This is a genomic window from Leisingera sp. MMG026 (assembly GCF_021654205.1).
Lineage (GTDB): Bacteria > Pseudomonadota > Alphaproteobacteria > Rhodobacterales > Rhodobacteraceae > Leisingera.
In genome coordinates, this window is record NZ_JAKFZM010000018.1 from 62,384 (window position 1) to 86,685 (window position 24,302).

Annotated in this window: 20 protein-coding genes; 12 read left to right on the plus strand and 8 right to left on the minus strand. The window is 63.0% G+C overall.

Features of this window, described 5'->3' with window-relative positions:
- Nucleotide 1: 1 nt before the first annotated feature.
- The 3 genes from L1069_RS11810 to L1069_RS11820 are packed head-to-tail and all read right to left on the minus strand — an operon-like array spanning nt 2 to nt 2,099.
- A complete protein-coding gene (locus L1069_RS11810; protein WP_167738058.1) occupies nt 2-160 on the minus strand; it encodes a hypothetical protein in 159 nt (52 codons plus the stop codon).
- Nucleotides 160-1,494, minus strand: a complete 1,335-nt coding sequence (locus L1069_RS11815) for a DUF4178 domain-containing protein (RefSeq protein ID WP_237455810.1) — start codon at nt 1,492-1,494, stop codon at nt 160-162. Before L1069_RS11815 ends, L1069_RS11810 begins: the two co-directional genes overlap by 1 nt.
- Nucleotides 1,491-2,099 (minus strand): DUF4178 domain-containing protein, encoded by a 609-nt coding sequence (locus L1069_RS11820; protein WP_237455811.1) that lies wholly within the window; start codon nt 2,097-2,099, stop codon nt 1,491-1,493. The genes L1069_RS11815 and L1069_RS11820 overlap by 4 nt, the downstream gene beginning before the upstream one ends.
- Before the next feature lie 286 nt (nt 2,100-2,385).
- Between L1069_RS11820 and zwf the strand changes: the two genes are divergently transcribed.
- The 3 genes from zwf to eda are packed head-to-tail and all read left to right on the plus strand — an operon-like array spanning nt 2,386 to nt 6,358.
- Nucleotides 2,386-3,846: a glucose-6-phosphate dehydrogenase gene (gene zwf, locus L1069_RS11825; RefSeq protein WP_129372057.1), complete on the plus strand. Its 1,461-nt coding sequence runs from the start codon at nt 2,386-2,388 to the stop codon at nt 3,844-3,846.
- A 48-nt stretch (nt 3,847-3,894) separates the two neighbouring features.
- Nucleotides 3,895-5,703 (plus strand): phosphogluconate dehydratase, encoded by a 1,809-nt coding sequence (gene edd, locus L1069_RS11830; RefSeq protein WP_237455812.1) that lies wholly within the window; start codon nt 3,895-3,897, stop codon nt 5,701-5,703.
- A gap of 1 nt (nt 5,704) precedes the next feature.
- On the plus strand, nt 5,705-6,358 hold the full coding sequence (gene eda, locus L1069_RS11835; protein WP_237455813.1) for a bifunctional 4-hydroxy-2-oxoglutarate aldolase/2-dehydro-3-deoxy-phosphogluconate aldolase: 654 nt from the start codon (nt 5,705-5,707) through the stop codon (nt 6,356-6,358).
- Between the two features lie 143 nt (nt 6,359-6,501).
- Here eda and L1069_RS11840 read toward each other — a convergent pair whose 3' ends face one another.
- Nucleotides 6,502-7,530, minus strand: a complete 1,029-nt coding sequence (locus L1069_RS11840) for a D-cysteine desulfhydrase family protein (protein ID WP_237455814.1) — start codon at nt 7,528-7,530, stop codon at nt 6,502-6,504.
- A gap of 288 nt (nt 7,531-7,818) precedes the next feature.
- On the opposite strand from L1069_RS11840, the gene L1069_RS11845 reads away from it, so the two are divergent.
- Nucleotides 7,819-8,487 (plus strand): DsbA family oxidoreductase, encoded by a 669-nt coding sequence (locus L1069_RS11845; RefSeq protein WP_237455815.1) that lies wholly within the window; start codon nt 7,819-7,821, stop codon nt 8,485-8,487.
- A 70-nt stretch (nt 8,488-8,557) separates the two neighbouring features.
- On the opposite strand, the gene L1069_RS11850 is transcribed toward L1069_RS11845, so the two are convergent.
- Nucleotides 8,558-9,886 carry an aspartate aminotransferase family protein gene (locus L1069_RS11850; RefSeq protein WP_237455816.1) on the minus strand — a complete coding sequence of 443 codons (1,329 nt, stop codon included), beginning with the start codon at nt 9,884-9,886 and terminating at the stop codon, nt 8,558-8,560.
- Nucleotides 9,887-9,888: 2 nt separating this feature from the next.
- Nucleotides 9,889-10,665: a 3-keto-5-aminohexanoate cleavage protein gene (locus L1069_RS11855; RefSeq protein WP_237455817.1), complete on the minus strand. Its 777-nt coding sequence runs from the start codon at nt 10,663-10,665 to the stop codon at nt 9,889-9,891.
- A 293-nt stretch (nt 10,666-10,958) separates the two neighbouring features.
- Between L1069_RS11855 and L1069_RS11860 the strand changes: the two genes are divergently transcribed.
- Nucleotides 10,959-12,356: an aminotransferase class III-fold pyridoxal phosphate-dependent enzyme gene (locus tag L1069_RS11860; protein WP_129372063.1), complete on the plus strand. Its 1,398-nt coding sequence runs from the start codon at nt 10,959-10,961 to the stop codon at nt 12,354-12,356.
- Nucleotides 12,357-12,437: 81 nt separating this feature from the next.
- On the opposite strand, the gene L1069_RS11865 is transcribed toward L1069_RS11860, so the two are convergent.
- Both L1069_RS11865 and L1069_RS11870 read right to left on the minus strand, forming a co-directional pair.
- Nucleotides 12,438-13,193 (minus strand): SDR family oxidoreductase, encoded by a 756-nt coding sequence (locus L1069_RS11865; RefSeq protein ID WP_237455818.1) that lies wholly within the window; start codon nt 13,191-13,193, stop codon nt 12,438-12,440.
- A gap of 197 nt (nt 13,194-13,390) precedes the next feature.
- On the minus strand, nt 13,391-13,996 hold the full coding sequence (locus L1069_RS11870) for a hypothetical protein (RefSeq protein ID WP_237455819.1): 606 nt from the start codon (nt 13,994-13,996) through the stop codon (nt 13,391-13,393).
- Between the two features lie 245 nt (nt 13,997-14,241).
- Here L1069_RS11870 and L1069_RS11875 point away from each other — a divergent pair, with 245 nt between their 5' ends.
- The 7 genes from L1069_RS11875 to L1069_RS11905 all read left to right on the plus strand — a co-directional run bounded on the left by L1069_RS11875 (nt 14,242) and on the right by L1069_RS11905 (nt 24,248).
- The gene (locus L1069_RS11875) at nt 14,242-15,702 is read left to right on the plus strand and encodes a PLP-dependent aminotransferase family protein (protein WP_237455820.1); all 1,461 of its coding nucleotides are present in this window, start codon (nt 14,242-14,244) and stop codon (nt 15,700-15,702) included.
- A 260-nt stretch (nt 15,703-15,962) separates the two neighbouring features.
- Nucleotides 15,963-17,735: a sulfoacetaldehyde acetyltransferase gene (gene xsc / locus L1069_RS11880; protein ID WP_129372066.1), complete on the plus strand. Its 1,773-nt coding sequence runs from the start codon at nt 15,963-15,965 to the stop codon at nt 17,733-17,735.
- A gap of 5 nt (nt 17,736-17,740) precedes the next feature.
- A complete protein-coding gene (locus L1069_RS11885) occupies nt 17,741-18,487 on the plus strand; it encodes a sulfite exporter TauE/SafE family protein (protein WP_129372067.1) in 747 nt (248 codons plus the stop codon).
- Between the two features lie 34 nt (nt 18,488-18,521).
- On the plus strand, nt 18,522-19,556 hold the full coding sequence (pta, locus tag L1069_RS11890) for a phosphate acetyltransferase (RefSeq protein WP_237455821.1): 1,035 nt from the start codon (nt 18,522-18,524) through the stop codon (nt 19,554-19,556).
- Between the two features lie 96 nt (nt 19,557-19,652).
- Nucleotides 19,653-22,475 (plus strand): molybdopterin oxidoreductase family protein, encoded by a 2,823-nt coding sequence (locus L1069_RS11895; RefSeq protein ID WP_237455822.1) that lies wholly within the window; start codon nt 19,653-19,655, stop codon nt 22,473-22,475.
- A gap of 79 nt (nt 22,476-22,554) precedes the next feature.
- A complete protein-coding gene (locus L1069_RS11900; protein WP_129372070.1) occupies nt 22,555-23,361 on the plus strand; it encodes a 4Fe-4S dicluster domain-containing protein in 807 nt (268 codons plus the stop codon).
- Complete coding sequence (locus L1069_RS11905; protein ID WP_237455823.1) at nt 23,361-24,248, plus strand: DmsC/YnfH family molybdoenzyme membrane anchor subunit; 888 nt, start codon at nt 23,361-23,363, stop codon at nt 24,246-24,248. Before L1069_RS11900 ends, L1069_RS11905 begins: the two co-directional genes overlap by 1 nt.
- Nucleotides 24,249-24,302 lie beyond the last annotated feature (54 nt).

Below are 24,302 nucleotides of genomic sequence, written 5' to 3' on the forward strand. Positions count from 1 at the left end.
GTTATTTGACGTTGCCGTTTGAATAGCGCCCGCCGCTGGCGGCGCGGATGGATGTGTCCAGGTCGCGGCTCTCGCCGCCGTAGCCCTGATACGAGACATAAGCAGCCCCGGCGATGGAGAGGCCGGACATGACCAGAAAGATGATGCGGAACAGGTTCATTAGTCGTCGTCTTCCACCCAATCACTGCCGCGCCAGCGCGCCTTGCGATGCCACCAGGCGCGCAGGAAACCCTGCCCGGCCAGCAGGCCGAATGCGATGGCCAGAAAGCCCATATATAGCCCGGAGGACAATCCGGATTTCGCTGAAACCGTAAGTTTGCTGAGCGCCGGCCGGTTTTGTGCCGCAGTTTTCGGGCGCGCTTGCGTGGATTGCGGGTAGCTCAGCTCCGTCCAGTGGCCGCTTTCCTCAACCTCCAGGCTCAGCGTGTAGGTGCCGGCCATCAGCGGCCGGAAGGTCAGCTGCGCCTTGTTGTCGCCTTCGCTCCAGTTCCCATCCGAACTGCGGCCATGATAATACTCAACCGTGCGTCCAGCTTGGAACACGGGTTCATCCTCCGGGTCGGTCAGTTCAATCCCGACAAAAGCCCAGCTGTTATTTGTATTTCCTGCGAGTCTGATGCGTGTCAGCTTGCCGGCTTCACTGACTATCACAGGAAGCTCTGCCGGCAGGTCAGCAGCCGTCAGAACCGTCCGCTTCAGCGCAACCTCGCCAGAGCGTCCCTGCAAGTTCATTCCGATGATCAGGCACACCACGGCACAGGCGGCAGAGGCCCATTTTATGAAGTCGAAATCCGGCCCGGTCTTAAAGGGCTGCAACGGATGTGTGCCATGCGGCTTCAACCCGGTCTGGATGCCGAATCCTGCTTCAGCATCCCCGGCAGGCAAGTATTGCGACAGCCAAGTTTCACGCTCGCTGCCGGTTTGGGCGAAACTCAGCATCGCGTCATCAGCAAGCGCAGTGACCGTTGTGGTTTTTTCACCCTTTTTCGGGGACCAGGTGAACTCCCCTTCGGCAAAGGTGATCCGGCTGGTCGAGGTGCCGTAATACTGAAACGTCCGGGATCCCGCATGCACCTTTGGCCGGTGTTCCGAGCGCTCCACCCAATGCACCGACATCCACACCGGGCGGCGGTAACGGCGGGTGAAAACCAAATGGCCATCTTCAATCGTCAGCCAGGCATAGCCGTGGGTCGGGGAAAAAAGCTGGTGATCCACCCAGATCCAGGTCCGCACGCCCCAGCGTTCCTCGTGCTGCAATGTGCCGATCACGGTGTAGTCTGCACCGAACAGAGTGCCGGTCATGCCGATTGCGAACGGGCTGATCGGGCGTTTGATATCGTTGAACGTGCGAACAGCGCGGTAATTGTCCAACGCGTCCAGTTCAGTGCCGCAATAGGGGCAGATATGCACCGTCACCCGGCCGCCGCCCAGGATATCCAGCCCTGCGCCGCAGGAGGTGCAGTTGACCGCCTTCAATTCAGCGTTCCGGGTCATGCCAGCACCTCGACCTCAAACGGGTCATACCACTGGCCATGGTACCATTCGCGGCGGCTGCCCTGAAACTCCGCTGACAACAGCGTGCCGTCATCGCCCTGCAAGTTTACAAAGCGATAGCGCTCGCCCACCAGCAGGGGCTGATCGAAACTGCCGCGCACTGCGATGCATTCGGCATCGTCTTCTTCGGCAACTGCGAACTCCACGCTGTCATGGTCAATGCGCTGCCCCAGCCGTAGATAGCCGTCATACCGCGGCCAGGCTGCGCGCTGCAGCACCCGCTGCATCACGATGTCGCCCTCATCTATCGAGACCCAGCAGGGCGCGCCTTTGTCATCCAGCGCCCAAAACTCGTCCCAATATCCGCGCCCATAGGAAAACCGCGCGTGGCCCAGGATCTGCAACTGGTGGCCGCCTAACCGGATGGCGCTGCCAAGGCCGAACAGCAGCGGGGTGTCATGCATGACACCTGCGTCGCCTGCGAGCCGCGCCTGCGCATCCTCGATGAACAGGGTAGTGCCGCAGGCCTCGCAAGCGGTCAGCTTGACCGTGGCGGCCTTCGGGGTCACCGGGCTGGCACAATTGGGGCAGTGAAACATGCTCATGGCTTCCCAATTCCTCAAGCCGGCGGTCAATTCAAGCGGGAAGTCCGGGACAGGGCAACAATTGATCAGTACTGTTGACCCAATGTTTCGCACGCGAAACATTCCGGCAGCAAGGCTGACCTGTTTGCAAGCGGGCAGCCGCCTCATTTTTCCGGATGGCCCTCACCGGCCCCATATGTTAGCGATAACTCAACTTTAACCAGCCGTATGGCAACAGAGGCAATTGAATTGCCCCGCCCCAAGCGGCACAATGGCCTGGCCTCTGTAGAACAGCGATGTAAAATCAATGGTTTCCCGCGTCATCCCCGTTGAACCCTTTGACCTCGTGCTGTTTGGCGCGACCGGCGACCTGGCCCGCCGCAAGATCCTGCCGGCCTTGTTTCACCGCTTCCAGATCGGTCAGTTCAGCGATGCGTGCCGTATCATCGGCAGTTCGCGCAGCACATTGACCGCCGAAGAATTCCGCGCCCAGACCGCCGATGCGATCCGCGATTTCGGCCAGGATGTAGAGACCACGCCTGCGGAAATCGCCGCTTTCACCGCCCTTCTGGACTATGTCGCGGTAGATGCACGCGGCGATGCCGGCTGGGATGTGATTCACGGGAAACTGCGCGACGATGCGGTGCGCGCCTTCTACCTCTCGGTCGGCCCGCCGCTGTTCACCGACATTGCCCGCCGCCTCAGCGAGACCGGCATCGCCACGCCGGACAGCCGCATCGTGCTGGAAAAACCCTTTGGCCATGATCTGGCTTCAGCCCAATCCCTGAACACCGCGCTGCGGGCCCATTTCGAGGAACGGCAGATCTACCGGATCGACCATTACCTGGGCAAGGAAACCGTGCAGAACCTGATGGCGCTGCGCTTTGCCAATTCGCTGTTTGAACCCTTGTGGAACTCCTCGCACATCGACCATGTGCAGATCACCGTGGCTGAGAGCATCGACGTTGAAGGGCGCGGGGAATACTACGATAAATCCGGCGCCATGCGGGACATGGTGCAGAACCATCTGATGCAGCTGCTGTGCCTCACAGCGATGGAGCCGCCCGCGCAATTCACCCCAAACGCCGTGCGCGATGAAAAGGTCAAAGTGATCGAGGCGCTGCGCCCGGTGCCCCAATCCAGCATCGCCCGCGGCCAGTACCGGAGCCGGAACGGCGGCAAAGCCGGCGGCAGCTACCGTGACCACGCCGCCAACCCGTCCAGCCGCACCGAAAGCTATATCGCGCTCAAGGTTGAAGTGGCGAACTGGCGATGGGCCGGGATCCCCTTCTACCTGCGCACCGGCAAATGCCTGCGCGAGCGGGTGAGCGAGATCGCCGTCTATTTCCGCGACCCGCCGCACAACATCTTCGAAGGTTCCGGCACCGTGCATGGCAATGTGCTGGTGATCCGTCTGCAACCGGATGAGGGCATTACGCTGAAGACCACAATCAAGGACCCCGGCCCGGGCGGCATGCGCCTGACGGGGGCCAATCTGGACATGACATTTGCGGATGAGCTGCCTGAATCGGGCCGCCCGCAGGACGCTTATGAGCGGCTGATCATGGATGTGATCCGCGGCAACCAGACCCTGTTCATGCGCGGCGACGAGGTTGAGGCCGCCTGGGCCTGGGCCGACCCGATCATCGCCGGCTGGGAGGACGCGGGCGAAGCGCCGCAGCCCTATGACAGCGGCAGCACGGGACCTGATGACTCGTTGCTGCTGATCCACCGCGACGGCCGCCGCTGGCGCAGTATCGGAACCTGAGATGACTGCCCTCCCCTTTGCCCCCGCAGTTTGCTACAAAGGCACCCCATGACCCTGAACCCCACCCTGGCCGCCGTCACCGACCGTATCATCGCCCGCAGCGAGGTCACCCGCTCGGCCTATCTGGAACGGATGGCTGCTGCCCGCGGCAAGGGACCTGCGCGGGCGCATCTGTCCTGCTCCGGCCAGGCCCATGCTTATGCCGCCACCGGGGCGGATCAGCAGACACTGGCCCAGGGTGCCAAGGGTCATCTGGGAATTGTCACCGCCTATAATGACATGCTGTCGGCGCATCAGCCGTTTGAAACCTACCCAGGCTTGATCCGCGACGCTGTGCGCCGGGCCGGCGGCACCGCCCAGGTGGCGGGCGGGGTGCCTGCCATGTGCGACGGCGTCACCCAAGGCGAGGCCGGCATGGAGCTGAGCCTGTTTTCCCGCGACACCATTGCCATGGCCGCAGGCATCGCGCTCAGCCATAATGTATTCGACGCCGCGGTTTTTCTTGGCGTCTGCGACAAGATCGTGCCGGGGCTGGTGATCGGCGCCCAGGCGTTCGGCCACATCCCGGCGGTTCTCCTGCCGGCAGGTCCGATGACCAGCGGCCTCGCCAACGATGAAAAAGCCAAGATCCGCCAGAAGTTTGCGGCCGGGGAAATCAACCGCGAAGAGTTGCTGAAGGCAGAAATGGCGGCCTATCACGGGCCCGGCACCTGCACTTTCTACGGCACCGCCAACACCAACCAGATGCTGATGGAGTTCATGGGCCTGCACCTGCCCGGCTCCTCTTTTGTCACACCCGGCACACCGCTGCGCGAGGCGCTGACGGTTGAGGGCGCCAAACGTGCGCTGTCGCTCAGTGCATTGGGGAACAATTATACCCCGGTCTGCGACGTTCTGGACGAGAAAGCCTATGCCAATGGCATCGTCGGGCTGATGGCCACCGGCGGTTCCACCAATCTGCTGATCCATCTGATCGCAATGGCCCGTGCGGGCGGCATCCTGCTGGACTGGCAGGACTTTGCAGATCTGTCCGAAGCGGTGCCGCTTTTGGCAAAGGTCTACCCCAACGGCCTTGCTGACGTGAACCATTTCCACGCGGCCGGCGGCCTCGGCTACATGATCGGCGAACTGCTGAAGGCCGGCTGCCTGCACCCCGACACCAAAACCGTGGCAGGCGACGGGTTGGAAAATTACGTGATGGAACCGTTCCTGTCCGAAGACGGCCTGACTTTCCGCGCCGGTCCGGGGCAAAGCCTGAACGACGCGGTGCTGCGCCCGGCAGATGCGCCGTTCCAGGCGACCGGCGGGCTGAAGCGGCTGACCGGAAACCTGGGCACTTCAGTGATCAAGGTCTCGGCAGTGGCCAAGGAGCACCAAGTGATCGAGGCCCCCGCCCGCGTCTTTCATGACCAGGAAGAAGCCAAGGCCGCCTTCAAGGCAGGTGAGCTGACCGGCGACGTGATTGTTGTGGTGCGCTTCCAGGGCCCCAAGGCCAACGGCATGCCGGAATTGCACAGCCTGACCCCGATGCTGGGCATCATGCAGGGCAAGGGCCAGAAGGTGGCGCTGGTCACCGACGGGCGGATGTCCGGGGCCTCCGGCAAGATCCCTGCCGCGATCCATGTGGTGCCCGAAGCGCTGGACGGCGGCCCGATAGCCAAACTCAAGGACGGTGACATGCTGCGGCTGGACGCGGTGCGCGGCACGATGGAAATCCTCACCGAAGGCGTGCTGGAGCGCGATACCGCCACTGCCGACCTCAGCGCCTATCAGCACGGCACCGGGCGTGAGCTGTTTTCCCTATTCCGCCGCTCGGTCGCTTCGGCCGACGAAGGCGCCAGCGTTTTTGGAGTTTGAAATGACGCGGATAACCCCTCAGGACGCCAGCCTGCGCACATGCGGGATCTGCACCCTGGCGCCGGTAATGCCGGTGCTGGTGGTCGACGACGCGGCCCATGCCCGCCCCTTGGCCGAAGCGCTGATCGCGGGCGGCTTGCCGGCACTGGAGGTCACCCTGCGTACAGGTGCTGCGCTGGATGTGATCCGCGAGATGGCACAGGTCAAGGGCGGTGTGGTCGGGGCCGGCACGCTGATCACCCCTAAAGACGCCGAAGCCGCCAAGGAGGCCGGCGCGCAGTTCGGCGTCTCTCCCGGCGCGACGGATGACTTGCTGGACGCCTGCGAATCCATCGGCCTGCCGCTGTTACCCGGTGCTGCGACAGCAACCGAGGCGATGCGCCTGCTGGCGCGCGGTTATGGGATGCTGAAGTTTTTCCCGGCAGAAGCCTCAGGCGGCGTGCCCGCGCTGAAAGCGATCGGCGCGCCCTTGCCGCAAATCTCCTTCTGCCCCACCGGCGGCATCAGCCCCGCCAATGCGGAAACCTATCTGAGCCTGCCTAACGTGGTCTGCGCCGGCGGCAGCTGGGTGGCGCCTGCCGATCTGGTCAAGTCTGGCAACTGGGCAGCAATCGAAGCAGTTGCGCGGGACGCAAGCCAGCTCGGCAAGGGTTAGGTCACCGCAAAATCCACCGGTCAGCTCTGCTCCTGCCATGACCGGCGGCCGTTTCACGGCCCGTAGTTACTCCGCCGTGTCCCCGCGGGGACAGCGGCGAAAAAGTTCAGCCCAGGGCCTGCACGATATCCGTTGGCAGCCGGTCATGGTGCCTGCGCGCCGCCAAATCCAAGGTCGTTTTGATAGGCAAACAGCGCCGGCAGCCCACCGGTGTGCAACAGCAGCACCTTCTGGCCTTTGCGGATGCTGCCCTCCTCCAAAAGGCCAAGCAGACCGGCAAAGGTCTTGGCAGAATAGACCGGGTCCAGCAGGATCCCTTCTGCCCTGGCCATGCGCTGCAGTGCGGCGCGGGTGGCGGGGCCTGCGCGGCCATAGCCCGGTGCCAGCGCACCGTCCCAGGTAAGGATTCCGTCGCTGCCAAATGGGCGCGGGATGCCTATCAGGTCTGCCAGCGCATCCGCCACTGTCCCCAACCGTTCTTTCTGCAACGCAGCATCACGGCGCACGCAGATGCCAAAGACAGGCGAGGTGATGCCCGCAAGACGCACTCCGGTCAGAAACCCGGCGTGGGTCGCTCCACTGCCCGACGGCACCACGGCTGCATCAAAGCCGCCAATCTGCGCTGCCAGTTCCGCCCCGCCCTGCACATAGCCCAGCGCGCCAAGCGGCGGATGGCCAAGGCCAAGCGGGATGATGTAGGGGTTGCGGCCCTCGGCGCGCAGGTCTTCGGCACGGGTTTCCAGCGCGGCATCCGCGCCGGCCTCATCCTCACCCCCGGGATAGCTCATCACCCCGGCACCAAGGATGTCAGATAGGAAAACATTGCCTGAACTATGGTAGAGCGGATCCATGCCCGGCACCCGCTCCTCTCGCTGCAGCACCGCTTGCATGCCGTATTTCGCAGCCGCGGCGGCGGCCGTGCGGGCAAAGTTTGATTGCACCGCGCCGGTGATCAGGATGGTGTCGGCCTCAGCCGCGCGCGCAGCACCGATATAGAACTCCAGCTGGCGCGTCTTGTTGCCGCCAAAACTCAGACCGGTAAGGTCGTCACGCTTGATCCACAGGTCGATATCCAGCTCAGCGGACAGCCGGTTGAGACGTTCCAGGGGTGTCGGTCCGCCCAGTAGACTTGCGCGGGGGAAGGCAGAGAGGAGCGTGTCGATCCGGGGCATAGCAGTCTCCTTTGACGGGGCCGGGCAAAGCGGGCGGCTTGCAGTCAGGCCCGAACTAAGGCTGTACGCAATTTGCAATCCTGGCAAGCCGGCGCAATCGCTGCCCCGGGCGAGGCCGCCGCCGGCAAGGATACCGGCACGCCCAAACCGCTCCAGTCCGCTGATCCTTTCGCGGCGAGCCCGTAACCAGGCCTATTCTGCATAGATGGGGCGCCGCTCGCAGGTTGCTTTCCGGATGCGCCGCCCCCATCTCCCCTTCAACGCGTTGAAAATAAAAGGACCCGCTTCATGGAAACTTCCGAAGCCCGCCCCGCCCTCCGGGTGGATATCATCTCGGACGTGGTTTGCCCCTGGTGCGCGGTGGGGTACAACCAACTGGCCTTTGCCGCCCGCCGCGCCGGGGCGGTTCTCGACATCCACTGGCAGCCGTTTGAATTGAACCCGGACATGGCGGCGGAAGGTGAAGACCTGAGGGAGCATCTGGCCGCGAAATACGGCAGCACGGCGGAACAATCGGCGCAGGTCAGGGGGCAATTGACGGAACTGGGGGAGGCCTTGGGTTTCACCTTCCGCTTCTTTGACGGGATGCGGATCTACAATACATTCCAGGCGCATCAGCTGATCGAGTGGGCGGAAGAACGCGGCAAAGGCCATGAGATGAAACAGGCGCTGCTGGCGGCCTATTTCACCGATGGCAAAGATGTCTCCGATCCGGAGGTTCTGACGCAAGCTGCCGGGAACCTAGGCCTGGACGGTTCAGAAGCCCGTGCTGCGCTGGACAGCGGCAATCATGCCGACAGCGTGCGCCAGCGCGAAGCGTTCTGGGTGAGCCAGGGCATCCGCGGTGTGCCTGCGATGGTGTTTGATGGCCGCCATCTGGTGACCGGTGCGCAAGGGGTGGAGAATTACGCCGGCATTCTGGAGCAGCTAGGCAATACCGGGAGCAAAATGCGCTGAGGGCAGCGCCCGCCCATGGGGCGGGCGCTGCCCGGCCTGCGGCCAGGCGGTTAGTATTTCTTTGAGCAGCTTAAGCTTGCGGCAGGCACTGGGTGATGGCGGCCTCCAGCTTATCCACCACCTCGGAAATCTGCTCATCGGTGATGATGAACGGCGGTGCCAGCAGGATATGGTCGCCGTTCTGACCGTCGCGGGTGCCCGGCATCGGGTAGCAGATCAATCCGGCCTGAAACGCTGCCTTCTTGATACTCTTGGCCAGACCCAGCGCCGGATCGAAAGGTTCCTTGGTGTCGCGGTCGGCGACCAGCTCGACCCCGCGGAACAACCCGCGCCCACGGATATCGCCGACATTGGGGTGCCGGCCGAACCGGTCCTCCAGCGCTGCCTGCAGCTTTTCTCCCATTTCGGCACAACGCTGCACCAGCCCGCGCTCCAGCATCGCCTTGACCACGGCAAGGCCGGCAGCCGTCGCCACCGGGTGGCCGATATAGGTGTGGCCGTGCTGGAAAAAACCTGAGCCGTGCTCGATCGCCTCATATATCTGGCGGGTGCAAAGCATTGCACCAATCGGCTGATAACCGGCGCCCAGCCCCTTGGCGATGCACAGGATATCCGGCGCCACGCCGTCCGCCTCGCAGGCAAACAGATGGCCGGTGCGGCCCATGCCGCACATGACTTCATCCAGGATCAATAGCACGCCGTATTTGTCGCAGATCTCGCGGATGCGTTTGAAATAGCCCGCGACCGCCGGCACCGCACCTAAGGTTGCCCCGACCACCGGTTCCGCCATGAAGGCCATCACGGTCTCGGGGCCAAGGCGGAGGATTTCCGCCTCCAGTTCATTTGCCACCCGCTGGCCATAGTCAAAGCTGCTCTCTCCGTCACCCCGGCCGACGTATTCGTAGCAGGGCGAAATGTGGGAGATCTCGATCAGCAGCGGGGCAAACTGGGTGCGGCGCCATTCGTTGCCGCCTGCGGCCAGCGCCCCAAGGGTGTTGCCATGGTAGCTTTGCTTGCGGGCGATAATGCGGCAGCGCTGCGGCTCGCCGCGTTCCAGATGGTACTGGCGGGCGAGTTTGATCGCCGCCTCAGTCGCCTCGGAGCCGCCGGAGACGAAATACACCCGGTCGATATCACCCGGCGCATGGGCAACCAGCAGATCCGCCAGCTCCTCGGCGGGATCCGAGGTAAGGAAACCGGTGTGGGCAAAGGCCAGCTTGCCGACCTGATCCTGAACCGCCTTGATCACATCAGCGTCGGAATGGCCGAGGCAGGACACCGCAGCACCGCCAGAGCCGTCGAAATAGCGCTTACCGTCTGCGTCGATCAGATAGCAGCCCTCGCCCGCGACGGCGGTGGGCAGCGCAGCCTTGGTGTGGCGGGGAAAGACGTGGGACATGATCAGCACTCCTTAAGGCGATGGCCCGCATCCCGCGCGGCCTGAACGAAGGCGGCAACCGAGGCTGCATTGTCGGCCAGCAGCCCGCCTTCCGGTGTTTCGATGTTATTCTCAAATCCGATTCGCGCATCCCCGCCCGCGGCGATGGCGGCCAGCAGGCAGGCGTGCTCGTGGCGGCCAAAGGCGCAGACAGTCCAGTTCAGGCGCAAATCTGCCGCCGCGTCACGGAAGGCCGCGAGCCCGTCAGGCTGCGCCAGAACCGGCGGGATGTATTTGCCCAGAACAAAGACCGCATCACGCATACGGCCCGGCACGGTGCCGTCCTGATACCAGACGCGCAGCTGAGCGATGCAGTCCGGACCATACAGGATGTGCTGCACCTGCGTCCCTGCCTCCGCGCACAGCGCATAGGCCCGCGCGGCGACGCTGGTGTCCCGGGCCATTTCCCGGATGGAAACCGAAGCCGCAGCAGGGCGCAACGCCTCCAAACAGGCGAGCTGGGCAGAAGCGTCGTAGACACCGGCGCTTTCCGTGGTGATCTGCACCGCCATTCCCGGCGCGCTTTCCCGCACCGCATCAAGGGCTTCGCGGTAACGGCCCGCATCCAGCGAATGGCGCCCGGCATCGTCGCGCACATGCAGATGCAGCGCCTGGGCGCCGGCCGCATAACAGGCTGCAGCCGCCGCTGCCGTCTGCTGCGGCGTCACCGGCAATTCAGGATGATCGCCACGCCCGCGGCGGGCGCCGTTCGGGGCCACCATCAATCTGTATTCCGCCACCGGCTACCTCCTTTGCGGTCCGCCCAGCCGCGACTTGCGCCCAGGATGCCTGCAGCTTGCCCCTTTGGGACATCCGCTCTCAAGCCGGTAACTTCAGAACATTTGTTCCAGGGCAATCCGCAGTCGGCGCCGCGCCGCTAATTCGCTGAACCGGACGTCTCTGGACCTAAGCAAGCACATGCTCTGGCCCTAACGAATTCCCGGAATCTGACGTTTCTGGTACATAATACGCCTCAGAAGCCCTGTAGGGTTCCGGGCAGCCAGTTTCACTTCTAACGCCGAAAGGACATGTCATGGACGGCACGTTCAACGAAAACGATCTCTCCCGTGTGGTTGAGGCCGACAAGGCCCACATGTGGCATCACCTGTTCCAGCACAAGGCGCTGGAAACTGCTGACCCGCGCATCATTGTCGAAGGCAAGGGCATGCGCGTCTGGGATCAGAACGGCAAGGAGTTCCTGGATGCGGTCTCCGGCGGCGTGTGGACCGTCAACGTCGGCTATGGCCGCGAAAGCGTCTGCAAAGCTGTCTACGAACAGATGATGAAGATCTGCTATTTCGCCAACTCCGCCGGTTCCATCCCCGGTGCGCTGTTTGCCGAAAAACTGATCGAGAAGATGCCGGGCATGACCCGCGTCTACTACACCAACTCCGGATCCGAGGCCAACGAGAAGGCCTTTAAGATGATCCGCCAGATCGCCCACAAGAAATACGGCGGCAAGAAAACCAAGATCCTGTACCGCGACCGCGACTATCACGGCTCTACCCTGGCGACCATGTCGGCGGGCGGCCAGGACGAGCGCAACGCGCAGTACGGGCCCTTTGCACCGGACTTTGTCCGCGTCCCCCACTGCATGGAATACCGCAAGCATGAACTGGGCCTGGAACACCTGTCCGGCCGCGAGTTCGGCATTGCCGCGGCAGACGCTATTGAGGAAGTGATCCTGCGCGAAGGCCCGGAAACCGTGGGCGCCCTGTGCCTGGAGCCGGTGACCGCAGGCGGCGGTGTCATCGAAGCGCCCGAAGGCTACTGGGAGCGCGTGCAGGAGATCTGCAAGAAGCACGACGTGCTGCTGCACATCGATGAAGTGGTCTGCGGCGTTGGCCGCACCGGCAAATGGTTCGGCTACCAGCAGTACGGTATTAAACCCGACTTTGTGACCATGGCCAAAGGCGTGGCTTCGGGCTATGCGGCGATTGCCTGCATGGTGACCACCGAGGAAGTCTTCAACATGTTCAAGGAAGATGCCTCGGACCCGATGGGTTATTTCCGCGACATCTCGACCTTTGGCGGCTGCACCGCAGGTCCCGCTGCTGCGCTGGAAAACATGCGCATCATCGAAGAAGAGAACCTGCTGGACAACTGCACCGCCATGGGCGAGCGGATGCTCAGCAACCTGGCCGCGCTGAAAGAAAAGCATGCAGTGATCGGCGATGTGCGCGGCAAGGGCCTGTTCCTGGGCGCCGAGCTGGTTGCCGACCGCGAAACCAAAGAGCCGGTGGACGAGAAGCTGGCCCAGCAGGTTGTCGCGGAATGCGGCGCGCAGGGCGTGATCATCGGTGTCACCAACCGCTCGCTGCCGGGCCGCAACAACACCTTGTGCTTCAGCCCGGCGCTGATCGCCACTGCGGATGACATCGACCAGATCTGCGATGCGGTCGACAAGGCCCTGACCAAAGTATTCGGCTGACAACCTCTCCCTGTTGGACGAACAAACTGCGCCCCGGAAATTCCGGGGCGCTTTTTCGTTTTAGGTTTTAGGTGCAGGGGCCTAGACCAGCCGCACGGCAACCCCGCCGTCCACAGCCATCGGCGCTCCGGTCACAAAACTGGACCGGTCCGACAACAGGAACACCGCGGCTTGAGCAATTTCAGACGGGGCGGCCATCCGCTTCATCGGGTGCAGCCCGGCGATAAAGCTGTGGGTATCCGGATCATCGCCGGCCATCGCAGTCCTGGTCCCGCCCGGCAGCAGGGCATTCACCCGGATGCCTTCGGCCGCATGATCAGAGGCCAGCGATTGGACCAGCCCCACCAGCCCGGCCTTGGACGCGGCATAGGCCCCCATGCCGGGCATGCCGCCGTTGCTGACGCCGACAAAGGACCCGGTAAAGACAATCGAACCGCTGCCCCGCGCCCTCAGCGCCGGAATCTGCGCCTTGGCCGAATAAAATGCCCCCGTCAGATTGGCTGCGATTACCGCGTTCCAATTGGCGGCGTCCATCTGCTCCACCGGCCCCATATCGCCCATCATGCCCGCATTGTTGAAGGCCCCGTCCAGCCCGCCGAATTCTTCCACGGCAAGCGCCACCAGGTTTGCCGAATAGGCTTCGCTGGTGACATCGCCGGCAAGACAGGCAGCCTTGCCGCCGCTTTGATTGATCTGCCCGGCAAGGGTCTGCAGTTCGGCCTGCCGCCGGGCCCCCAGCACAACATTGGCCCCTTCTGCTGCAAACAGCAGTGCCGCGGCGGCGCCTATGCCGCTGCTGGCGCCGGTAATGATAAGTGTCTTGTTTTTCAGTTCCATCGTCAAAGCCTCCAGTGGTTGAATGGCTTTGACCTAAACGCCCCGCCCAGCTGCGCTCGACCCGTTTCTTGCGCTTGCCGCCGCCGGGTGTTTAAAACCGCAAGAAACGGGTCAAAACACCAGTGCCGCCCGGCTCACCTGATACTTCTTGGCCGCATGAGCGCTGCGCCCGGAGAAGCATAAGCAGGCAGCACGGATCAGAGTTGCAAGTGAATATGGTCGTCATGCCGCGCCGCCCGGCAACCCTGGAAGCGCAACTTGCTGGAGCGAACCCCTAAGCGGTCCTGCAAATGCGGTTCCAAAAAAATCTTTCCGGCCCGCTTATCCGCTGCCAAGACCTGCAGCAGATGGCCGGTCCGGCCGGCGTCGACCTTCAAATCCCGCCAGAGCGGCTGCAAGAGGCCCATATCCCAGCGCAGAGTCAGCCAGTTGCCGGGACAGTCCGTTGGCCCCTGCTCAAATGCGAAATAGCCCAAGGGCGACCGGGTAACCCCAGGCGCATACCCCTCGGCATCCGCATAGTAAAAGGCAAGGTCGGCCTTGTTGCCATCGTCATGGGACAGATGCGGCAGCAGCGGGAACCCGGGCAGCACGGGGAAATTCGCGTCCAGTACTTGTGTCACCGTGCCGGGAAAGGCCTGATTCATAGCCACGGCGGTGTCCTGCAGCAACTCTGCCAGTTCTGGCGTCACGTAGTTCCGGTTCAAGGCGCAGTAGACCCAGGATTGCACATGCAAAGGCCCGCGCCCCCCGCAGCTGAGTACTACCCGGCCGAAATGCGGCGCTACCCAAACGGCAGCCATGCTGAGGCCTGTGTATAAGATCAGGAACGCCAACAGCCGCCGCCGGAAGACTAGCGCGGTCAACCAAGCGATGCCGCCCAATTGGCTGAGAATCGTAAAAAGAACAACAATTGCCAAATGACCTAATACTTTAAGCATGGCGGCAAGCTGCCACTCCCAGCTAGACCAAAGCAAGCCGCAGATTTCCCGAAACTGGCCCTAAGTCCAGATTGCACCGCGTTTAAGTCCACCCTAAGGTGGCGCGCATGGGCATTTCCGTCGATACCTTTTTCCTCAACCCTGACGCCCAGGGCACTCTGCAAGCGCAGATCCAGGAGATGATTGCCGAGGGCATTCTGTCCGGCCGGTTTCGGGTCGGGGAAAAGCTGCCGTCGTCGCGCAAACTGGCGGCGCATCTGGGGATCAGCCGGATCACCGTGACGCTGGCCTATACCGAGCTTTTGGCCAATGACTACCTTACCTCGCGCGGGCGGTCGGGGTATTTTGTTTCCGACAATGCGCCGGTGCCGCCCTCCTACACGCCGCAGCAGAAGTCCGGCGATGCGATGGATTGGGGCAAGGTGCTGGCGCGCAGCTTTACCGGCGGCGACACCCCGCGCAAACCACAGAACTGGCGCGAGTACCGCTATCCGTTCATCTACGGGCAAGCCGATGCCTCGCTGTTTGACCATGCCAATTGGCGGCTGTGCGCGCTGCGGGCGCTGGGGCAAAAGGATTTTGCCGCGCTGGCAAATGATTATTTTGACCAGGACGATCCGCTGCTGATCGAGTACATCGCCCGCCACACGCTGCCGCGGCGCGGGATCACTGCGCGGCCTGAAGAGGTTTTGATCACCCTGGGCGCCCAGAATGCGCTGTGGATCACCTGCCAGCTGCTGTTGAACCGCAGGCGGCGGGCTGCGGTGGAGGATCCGGCCTATTACACCCTGCGCGACCAGGTGGTGCAGACCCGCTGCCAGGTGGATTGCATTCCGGTCGATGACGGCGGGCTGCCGCCCGAGCAGATTTCGCAAGACACCGATGTGATCTTCTGCACCCCCAGCCATCAAAGCCCGACCACCTTCACCATGCCGATGGAACGGCGCAAGGAGTTGCTGCAGCGGGCCGGTGAAATCGACGCGGTGATCGTCGAGGATGACTACGAATTCGAAATGTCCTTTCTGGGCGCGCCTTCCCCTTCGCTGAAGTCTCTCGATACCGAAGGGCGGGTGATCTATGCCGGCAGTTTTTCCAAATCGCTGTTTCCCGGGCTGCGGCTAGGGTATCTGGTCGGCTCGGAACCGTTTATCCGCCAGGCCCGGGCCTTGCGCGCCAGCGTGCTGCGGCACCCGCCGGGCCATGTCCAGCGCACCGTCGCCTATTTCCTGTCGCTGGGCCATTACGACGCCCAGATCCGGCGTACCGCCAAGGTACTGCATGACCGCCGCGCAGTGATCGAGGATGCCATCCGCAAGCACGGCCTCGCCATTGCCGGCGTCGGCAGCTTTGGCGGCTCGGCCCTGTGGATGCGGGCACCGGACGGGGTGGATACCACCACTGTTGCAGAACGGCTGAAGGAAAAGAGCGTTATCATTGAGCCCGGCGCACCGTTTTTTGGCGCCGAGCACCGGCAGCAGAATTATTACCGGCTTGGCTATTCTTCAATACCCGTCACAAGGATCGAGCCTGGCCTGGCATTGATTGCCAAGGCACTGAAGCAAGGCTGAACCCGGAATTCAGCTGAGAATGGCGTGGCAAATGATACCAAACGTATCATTTGCCGCGCCATCTGTATTCATGCGCCTGCACAGCGTGACCGGCTGAAGCGTATATGAAAATCCACCTTTGCTATTTTCATCTTGCCAGTTTTGGACCTATCCGGGTTTGGTAACTGGCCCTAACCCGGCCTCCCCCCGCCCCCTAAACCAGAGTCAATTCCCGGCACTGCGCCCGGGGGAATTCCGCGTCTCACTCAGGAGAACCCGCCATGAAAATGACCACCGAAGAAGCCTTCGTCAAAACCCTGCAAATGCACGGCATCGAACACGCCTTTGGCATCATCGGCTCGGCCATGATGCCGATTTCCGATATCTTTGAGCCGGCAGGCATCACCTTCTGGGACTGCGCCCACGAAGGTTCCGGCGGCATGATGGCGGACGGCTACACCCGCGCCACCGGCAAGATGTCGATGATGATTGCCCAGAACGGCCCCGGCATCACCAACTTTGTGACCGCCGTGAAAACCGCCTACTGGAACCACACCCCGCTGCTGCTGGTCACCCCGCAGGCCGCGAACAAGACCATGGGCCAGGGCGGTTTCCAGGAAATGGAACAGATGCGCATGTTTGCCGACTGCGTCTGCTACCAGGAAGAAGTGCGCGACCCCTCGCGCATGGCCGAAGTCCTGAACCGCGTGATCATGCAGGCCAAGCGCAACTCGGCGCCGGCCCAGATCAACGTGCCGCGCGACTATTTCACCCAGGTGATCGACATCGACCTGCCTGCAATCGTCGACTTTGAACTGCCCTCCGGCGGCGCGGATGCGGTGAGCCAGGCAGCCGAGCTGCTGTCGAACGCCAAGTTCCCGGTCATCCTGAACGGTGCCGGCGTTGTCATCGGCGGCGCGATCCCCGCGTCCATGGCCCTGGCCGAGCGTCTGGACGCCCCGGTCTGCGTTGGCTACCAGCACAACGACGCCTTCCCCGGCTCGCACCCGCTGTTTGCAGGCCCGCTGGGATACAACGGCTCCAAGGCCGGCATGGAACTGATCTCCAAGGCTGACGTGGTGCTGGCACTTGGCACCCGCCTGAACCCGTTCTCGACCCTGCCCGGCTACGGCATCGACTATTGGCCGACCGACGCGAAGATCATCCAGGTTGACATCAACCCGGACCGCATCGGCCTGACCAAGAAAGTATCCGTGGGCATCGTCGGCGACGCAAAAACCGTTGCAGACACGATCCTTGGCCAACTGGCAGACACTGCAGGCGACGCGGGCCGCGATGAGCGCAAGGCGCTGATCTCGCACACCAAGTCGGCTTGGGCCCAGGAACTGTCCTCGATGGACAGCGAGCAGGACGATCCCGGCACCACCTGGAACGAACGTGCCCGCGCTGCCAAGCCCGACTGGCTCAGCCCGCGCCGCGCATGGCGTGCAATCCAGGCCGGCCTGCCGAAAGATGCGATCATCTCCTCGGACATCGGCAACAACTGCGCCATCGGCAACGCCTACCCGTCGTTTGAAGACGGCCGCAAATACCTGGCCCCCGGCCTGTTCGGCCCCTGTGGTTACGGCCTGCCGGCAGTTGTCGGCGCGAAAATCGGCTGCCCCGACGTTCCGGTTGTCGGTTTCTCGGGCGACGGCGCATTCGGCATCGCAGTGACCGAGCTGACCGCGATCGGCCGCGAAGAATGGCCCGCCGTGACCCAGGTTGTTTTCCGCAACTACCAGTGGGGCGCGGAAAAGCGTAACTCCACCCTGTGGTTCGACGACAACTTTGTCGGCACAGAACTGGACCAGCAGGTCTCCTATGCCGGCATCGCCAATGCCTGCGGCCTGAAAGGTGTGATTGCCCGCACCCAGGACGAGCTGACCGACGCCCTGCGTCAGGCCTGCGAAGACCAGAAGAAAGGCATCACCACCCTGATCGAAGCGATGATCAACCAGGAACTGGGTGAGCCCTTCCGCCGCGACGCAATGAAGAAACCGGTCGCCGTTGCTGGCATCAGCAAGGACGACATGCGTCCGCAGCAGGTCTGAACCTGATGCCCCTGCCCTTTGACCTTTCAATGGGCCAGGGGGCCTATCTGGCCGCCGCGTTATTCGCGGCGGCCTTGATCCGCGGCTTTTCCGGCTTTGGATTTTCCGCGATCTTTATCATTCTGGCAGCATTGACCACCAATCCGCTGCCGCTGATCCCGGTGGTGTTTTCCTGCGAAATCGCCATGACCGTCTTTCAGGCGCGCGGCATCCGCCCGCATATCGACTGGCGCCGCGCCTTTGCCCTGCTGGCCGGTGCCGCGGTCGCCACCGTGCCCGCCATCGCCATCATGGCCCGGCTGGGAGAGTATGAGGCGAGGCTGGCGATCTCGTGCCTGATCCTGGTGCTGAGCCTGGTACTGCTGAGCGGCTGGCAACTGGAACGCCCGGTCGGGCGCAATGGCACCGCAGGCGTCGGCGCCATTGCAGGCATCGCCAACAGCGCCGGGGTCGGCGGGCTGCCGGTGGCGGCCTTCCTGACGGCACAACCGGTGCCGCCTGCGGTGTTCCGCGCCACGATGATCGTATTTTTGACCGGCATCGACCTGATGGCGCTGCCGGTGATGGCCGCAAACGGATTGGTTGGTCCGGAAACGCTGACCGGCATCCTGCTGGCCTTTCCCATTCTGGGGCTTGGCATCTGGGCCGGCTCCCGCGGTTTTCATGCGGTCTCGCAAAGACTGTTCCGGCGCGCGGTGGTGCTGATGCTGACCGCCTTTTCGCTGATCAATATTGCGCGGCTGGCGTTCTGAACGCCCGACGCCCCGAACCGCAGCTACAGGACCAATGCCCGTGACCAAAACACTCTCGCCCCTCGAACTGCTGCAGGCCGAAGCCCCGGCCATCCGTCCTGTTGTCGCGCTCAGCGAGGGCAGCGATCCCCGCGTCGTGGCGGGTGCCCTGGCCGCGCATCAGGCCGGTATCGCCGATGTGATCCTGATCGGTCCCAAAGCCGACGTCACCGCCGCCCTGCAAGCCGAAGGTGCCAGCGCAAGCGAGGGCGTCGCGGTTCATGACCCGGCCGCATCCGGGCTGACCGAGGCCTTCGCGGCTGAGTACCACAGCCTGCGCAAGCACAAGGGCGTGGATGAGGCCAAGGCCCGCGCCGCTGCCGAAACCCCGCTGGTCTATGCCGCCATGCTGGTGCGTCTGGGCCACGCCACCGGCACCGTTGGCGGTGCAGTCCACACCACCGGAGATGTGGTGCGCAGTGCCATTCAGGTGATCGGCATGGCGCCGGATGCGGGCATGGTCTCCTCTTTCTTTCTGATGTACCCGCCCGACGGCGCCCCCGATGGCGCCCGGGCGATGCTCTATTCCGACTGCGGCCTGGTGATTGATCCGAACCCGGCTGAGATGGTCTCAATCGCCGCCGCCTCGGCGCGGTCAGCCAGCGCGCTGCTGCGGGTGGATCCGAAACTGGCCTTCCTCAGCTTCTCCACCAAAGGCAGCGCCAAGCATCCGGCGGTGGACAAGGTGACCGAGGCCCTGAGCCAGTTTCAGAGTGCGCATCCTGATCTGCAGGCTGATGGCGAACTGCAGTTCGACGCCGCCTTTGTGCCTGCCATCGGGGAACGCAAATCGCCCGGTTCCAGCGTGGCGGGCCAGGCCAATGTAATGATCTTCCCCAATCTGGATGCCGGCAACATCGGCTATAAGATCACCCAGCGGCTGGGCGGTTACTCCGCCATCGGCCCGGTGCTGCAGGGGCTGGCAAAACCCGCCAACGACCTGTCGCGCGGCTGCAGCGCCGAAGACGTCACCCAGATTATCGCCGTCACCATCCTGCAGGCCGCAGGCGCCCCGGGTCCGGATATTTGAACCATCCTCCCAAAAATCCGAACCCTCGCAGAACACTATTCCCAAATTGAGGCTTTCCGTCATACGGTCGCCCGAAACACCCAACAGGACCCGCCCATGACCCATCAGCAGCCAATCCTGAACACGTCGCCCAAGGTCTCGGACGAGATCCGGCAGACCACCTGTTACATGTGCGCCTGCCGCTGCGGCATCAACGTGCATATGAAAGACGGCAAGGTTGCCTATATCGAGGGCAACCGCGACCACCCGGTGAACAAGGGCGTGCTCTGCGCCAAGGGGTCGGCCGGCATTATGCAGGTCAACGCGCCGTCACGGCTGAAGGCGCCGATGATCCGCACCGGCCCGCGCGGCTCGGGCCAATACAAGAAAATCTCCTGGGACGAGGCGCTGGCAATTGCGGTGGGCTGGCTGGAGCCGGTCCGCCACGAGGCGCCCGAGCAGCTGGCGTTCTTCACTGGCCGCGACCAGTCGCAAAGCTTCACCAGCTTCTGGGCGCAAAGCTTCGGCACTCCGAACTATGCGGCGCACGGCGGTTTCTGCTCGGTCAACATGGCGACCGCGGGCATCTACACCATGGGCGGCGCGTTCTGGGAGTTCGGCCAGCCCGACTGGGACCACACCAAACTGTTCATGCTGTTCGGCGTCGCCGAGGACCACGATTCCAACCCGATCAAGATGGGTCTGGGCAAGATCAAGAAGCGCGGCGCACGGGTGATCGGCGTCAACCCGATCCGCTCAGGCTATAACGCGATTGCAGATGAATGGGTCGGTATCACGCCGGGCACCGACGGGCTGTTCATTCTGTCGATGATTCACGTGCTGATGAAGGCCGGCAAGATCGACCTCGACTATCTCAGCCGTTACACCAATGCTCCGGTGCTGGTGAATGCCTCCGAAGGGCCGGACAAGGGCCTGTTCCTGCGGGACGATGACGGCAAGATGCTGGTGATCGACCGCAACACCGGCAAGCTGACCCCGTTCGACCAGCCCGGCGTGCGCCCCGACCTGTCGGCTGTGTACGAGGCAGATGGCGTCACCCACCGTCCGGTGTTCCACCAGATGGCCGAGCGTTACCTGGCCGACGAATACACCCCCGAAGCCGTCGCGGAAAAATGCGGCATCCCGGCCAAACGCATTCGCGCCATTGCGGGCGAGCTGGCCCGCGTCGCCTTTGACGAGGCGTTTGAGCTGGACGTCGAATGGACCGATTTCCGTGGTGAAAAACACACCAAGATGACCGGCCGCCCGGTCTCGATGCACTCGATGCGCGGTGTGTCGGCCCATGCCAACGGTTTCCAGACCTGCCGCGCGCTGCATGTGCTGCAGATCATCCTTGGCACGGTTGAGGTCCCCGGCGGTTTCCGCTTCAAACCGCCCTACCCCAAACCGGTCGAGGCGCACCCGACCCCGCATTGCAAGGCAACCCCCGACACCCCGCTGGACGGTCCGCACCTGGGCTTTGTCCGCGGACCGGAACATCTGGCACTGAAGGAAGACGGCAGCCCGGCGCGGATCGATAAGGCATTCACCTGGGAAAACCCGATGTCGGCCCACGGGCTGATGCATATGGTGATCTCCAACGCGCATGCGGGCGACCCCTACAAGATCGACACGCTGTTCATGTATATGGCCAACATGTCGTGGAACTCCTCCATGAACACCAAAGGTGTGATGGAGATGCTGACCGACAAGGATGAAAACGGCGACTACAAGATCCCGCATATCATCTATTCGGACGCCTATTCTTCGGAGATGGTGAGTTTTGCCGACCTGATCCTGCCCGATACCACCTATCTGGAGCGCCACGACTGTATTTCACTCTTGGACCGCCCGATCTGCGAGGCGGATGCCGCAGCCGATGCCATCCGCTGGCCGGTGATTGAGCCGGACCGCGATGTGCGCGGCTTCCAGACGGTGCTGGTCCAGCTCGCCAACCGGATGAAGCTGCCGGGCTTCACCAATGCAGACCGCACCGCCAAGTGGAAAGACTACGCCGACTACATCGTCAACCACGAGCGCAAGCCGGGGATTGGCCCGCTGTCCGGTTTCCGCGGCACAGACGGCAGCAAGACCGGCCGCGGCGAAGTGAACCCGGAACAGCTGAACCAATACATCGAAAACGGCGGCTTCCATGTGGCCCACATCCCCGAAGAGGCAGGGTATTACAAACCCTGGAACACTGCCTATCAGGACTGGGCCGTGGACATGGGTATCTATGACAGCCCGCAGCCCTATCTGTTCCAGCTTTACGTCGAGCCGATGCGCAAGTTCCAGCTGGCCGCCGAAGGCCATGGCGACCGCCAGCCGCCCGAACATCTGCGCCAGCGGGTCAAGGACGTGATGGACCCGCTGCCGATATGGTACGAGACCGACCAGCAGGGAAACGAGGGCTTCACTGTCAACGCGCTGACCCAGCGTCCGATGGCGATGTACCACTCCTGGGGCACCCAGAACGCCTGGCTGCGCCAGCTGCACGGCCGTAACCCGTTGTATGTTCCAACCAAGCTGATGCGCGAGAACAGCCTGCAGGACGGTGACTGGGCCAAGGTCACCTCGCCGCATGGGTCGATCACCGTGCCGGTGATGGAAATGGCGGCGCTCAACGACAACACTGTCTGGACCTGGAACGCCATCGGCAAGCGCAAGGGCGCCTGGGCGCTGGAAGAAGACGCGCCGGAGGCCTCCAAGGGTTTCCTGCTCAATCACCTGATCCATGAACTGCTGCCCCCCAAGGGCGACGGCATGCGGTGGGCAAACTCGGATCCGATCACCGGCCAGGCGGCCTGGTTCGACCTGAAAGTCAAAATCGAAAAGGCCGCAGCCCCGGCTGACCTGCAGGAAAGCCAGCCGGCCTTCCCTGCTCAGGAGTCGCCCGTTGGCACCGGCCCGAAAGAACTGAAGTGGAAAGTAGGCAAATGACGGGCGCAATTTTCTTCGAAGAAAATTGCCAAGAAAATTCAAATTTTCTTGGCTCCGCAAGCCGCACACGGAGTATGCAATGACTGAGCTTCCCGCCAAGACCGACCGCAAAATGGGTCTGGTCATCGACCTGGACACCTGCGTTGGATGCCATGCCTGTGTGATTTCCTGCAAAGGCTGGAACACCGAAAACTATGGTGCCCCCTTGTCGGACCAGGATCCTTACGGCAGCGACCCTTCGGGCACCTTCCTGAACCGGGTGCATTCCTATGAGGTGAAGCCATCCCCCTGCAGCAGCCAGCCGGACCCGGCAGCGCAGCTGATCCATTTCCCCAAATCCTGCCTGCACTGCGAAGACGCGCCCTGCGTCACCGTCTGCCCCACCGGCGCCAGCTACAAACGGGTGGAAGACGGCATCGTGCTGGTGAACGAGGACCACTGCATCGGCTGCGGCCTGTGTGCCTGGTCCTGCCCTTACGGCGCACGCGAATTGGACCTGGCCGCAGGTGTGATGAAGAAATGCACGCTTTGCGTGGACCGGATCTATAACGAAAACCTGCCGGAGGTGGACCGCGTTCCTTCCTGTGTTCGGACCTGTCCGGCAGGTGCGCGCCATTTCGGCGACCTTGGCGATCCCGGCAGCGATGTCTCCAAACTGGTGGCGGAGCGCGGCGGCATGGATCTGATGCCGGAAATGGGCACCAAACCGGTGAACAAATACCTGCCGCCCCGGCCCAAGGACACAATCGAAGAAGAGATCGACATCCTCGCCCCGCTGCTGGCGCCAGTCGCTGAAGAACCTCAGGGTTTCCTGGGCTGGCTGGACAAGGCACTCGACAAAATTCCAGGTCAATCTTCAGGCCGATCTTCAGGGGGGGCGAACTGATGCATCCCGCACCATCCGTCATCATCTTCACCACACTGTCGGGGCTGGGCTTTGGCCTGCTGGCATTCCTTGGTCTCGGCCAACCCGCGGTGACCGGCACAGTGGCCTTTGTCTTTTACGCCATCGCCTTTGGCCTGGCTTGCGGCGGCCTGATGGCCTCGACCTTCCACCTTGGCCGCCCGGAGCGTGCTTGGCGTGCATTCACCCAGTGGAAAACCAGCTGGCTGTCGCGCGAGGGTGTCTGCGCCGTCGGTGCCTTGCTGGTCATGGGGCTTTACGCGCTTGGCGCGGTGTTCCTGGACAGCCAATGGACGTTGCTGGGCTGGATCGGCGCCGCTCTCAGCCTTGCCACGGTATTCACCACCTCGATGATCTACACACAGCTCAAGACCATCCCGCGCTGGAATATGGAACTGACACCGGTGATGTTCCTCTCCTTCAGCCTTGCTGGCGGCGCCTTGCTGGCGGGGGCCGAGGCCGTGGCGCCCTGGCTGCTGGCCATCGCAGGTGCTGTGCAACTGGCCTATTGGGCCAAGGGCGACCGCGCGCTGGAGGCCTCCGGCACCGACATCGGCACCGCCACCGGTCTGGGCGAGCGCGGTACGGTCCGCGCCTTTGAACCGCCGCACACCGGCTCCAACTACCTGTTGCGCGAATTTGTGCATGTGGTGGGCCGCAAACACGCGCAGAAGCTGCGGATGATCGCATTTGTGCTGGGCTTTGCCTTGCCCCTGCTGCTGATCCTGACCCCGGTTCAGGGTGTGGTGATCAAACATCTTTTTGCAGCCCTTGCGGTCATTTCGCACATCGCTGGCATCGCCGTATCGCGCTGGCTGTTCTTTGCGCAGGCCGAACATGTGGTCGGCCTCTACTACGGCAAACGCTGACATATTCCGGGGCGCCCACTGCGGCGCCCCGATTTTTTTGTGTATTTTTACGGC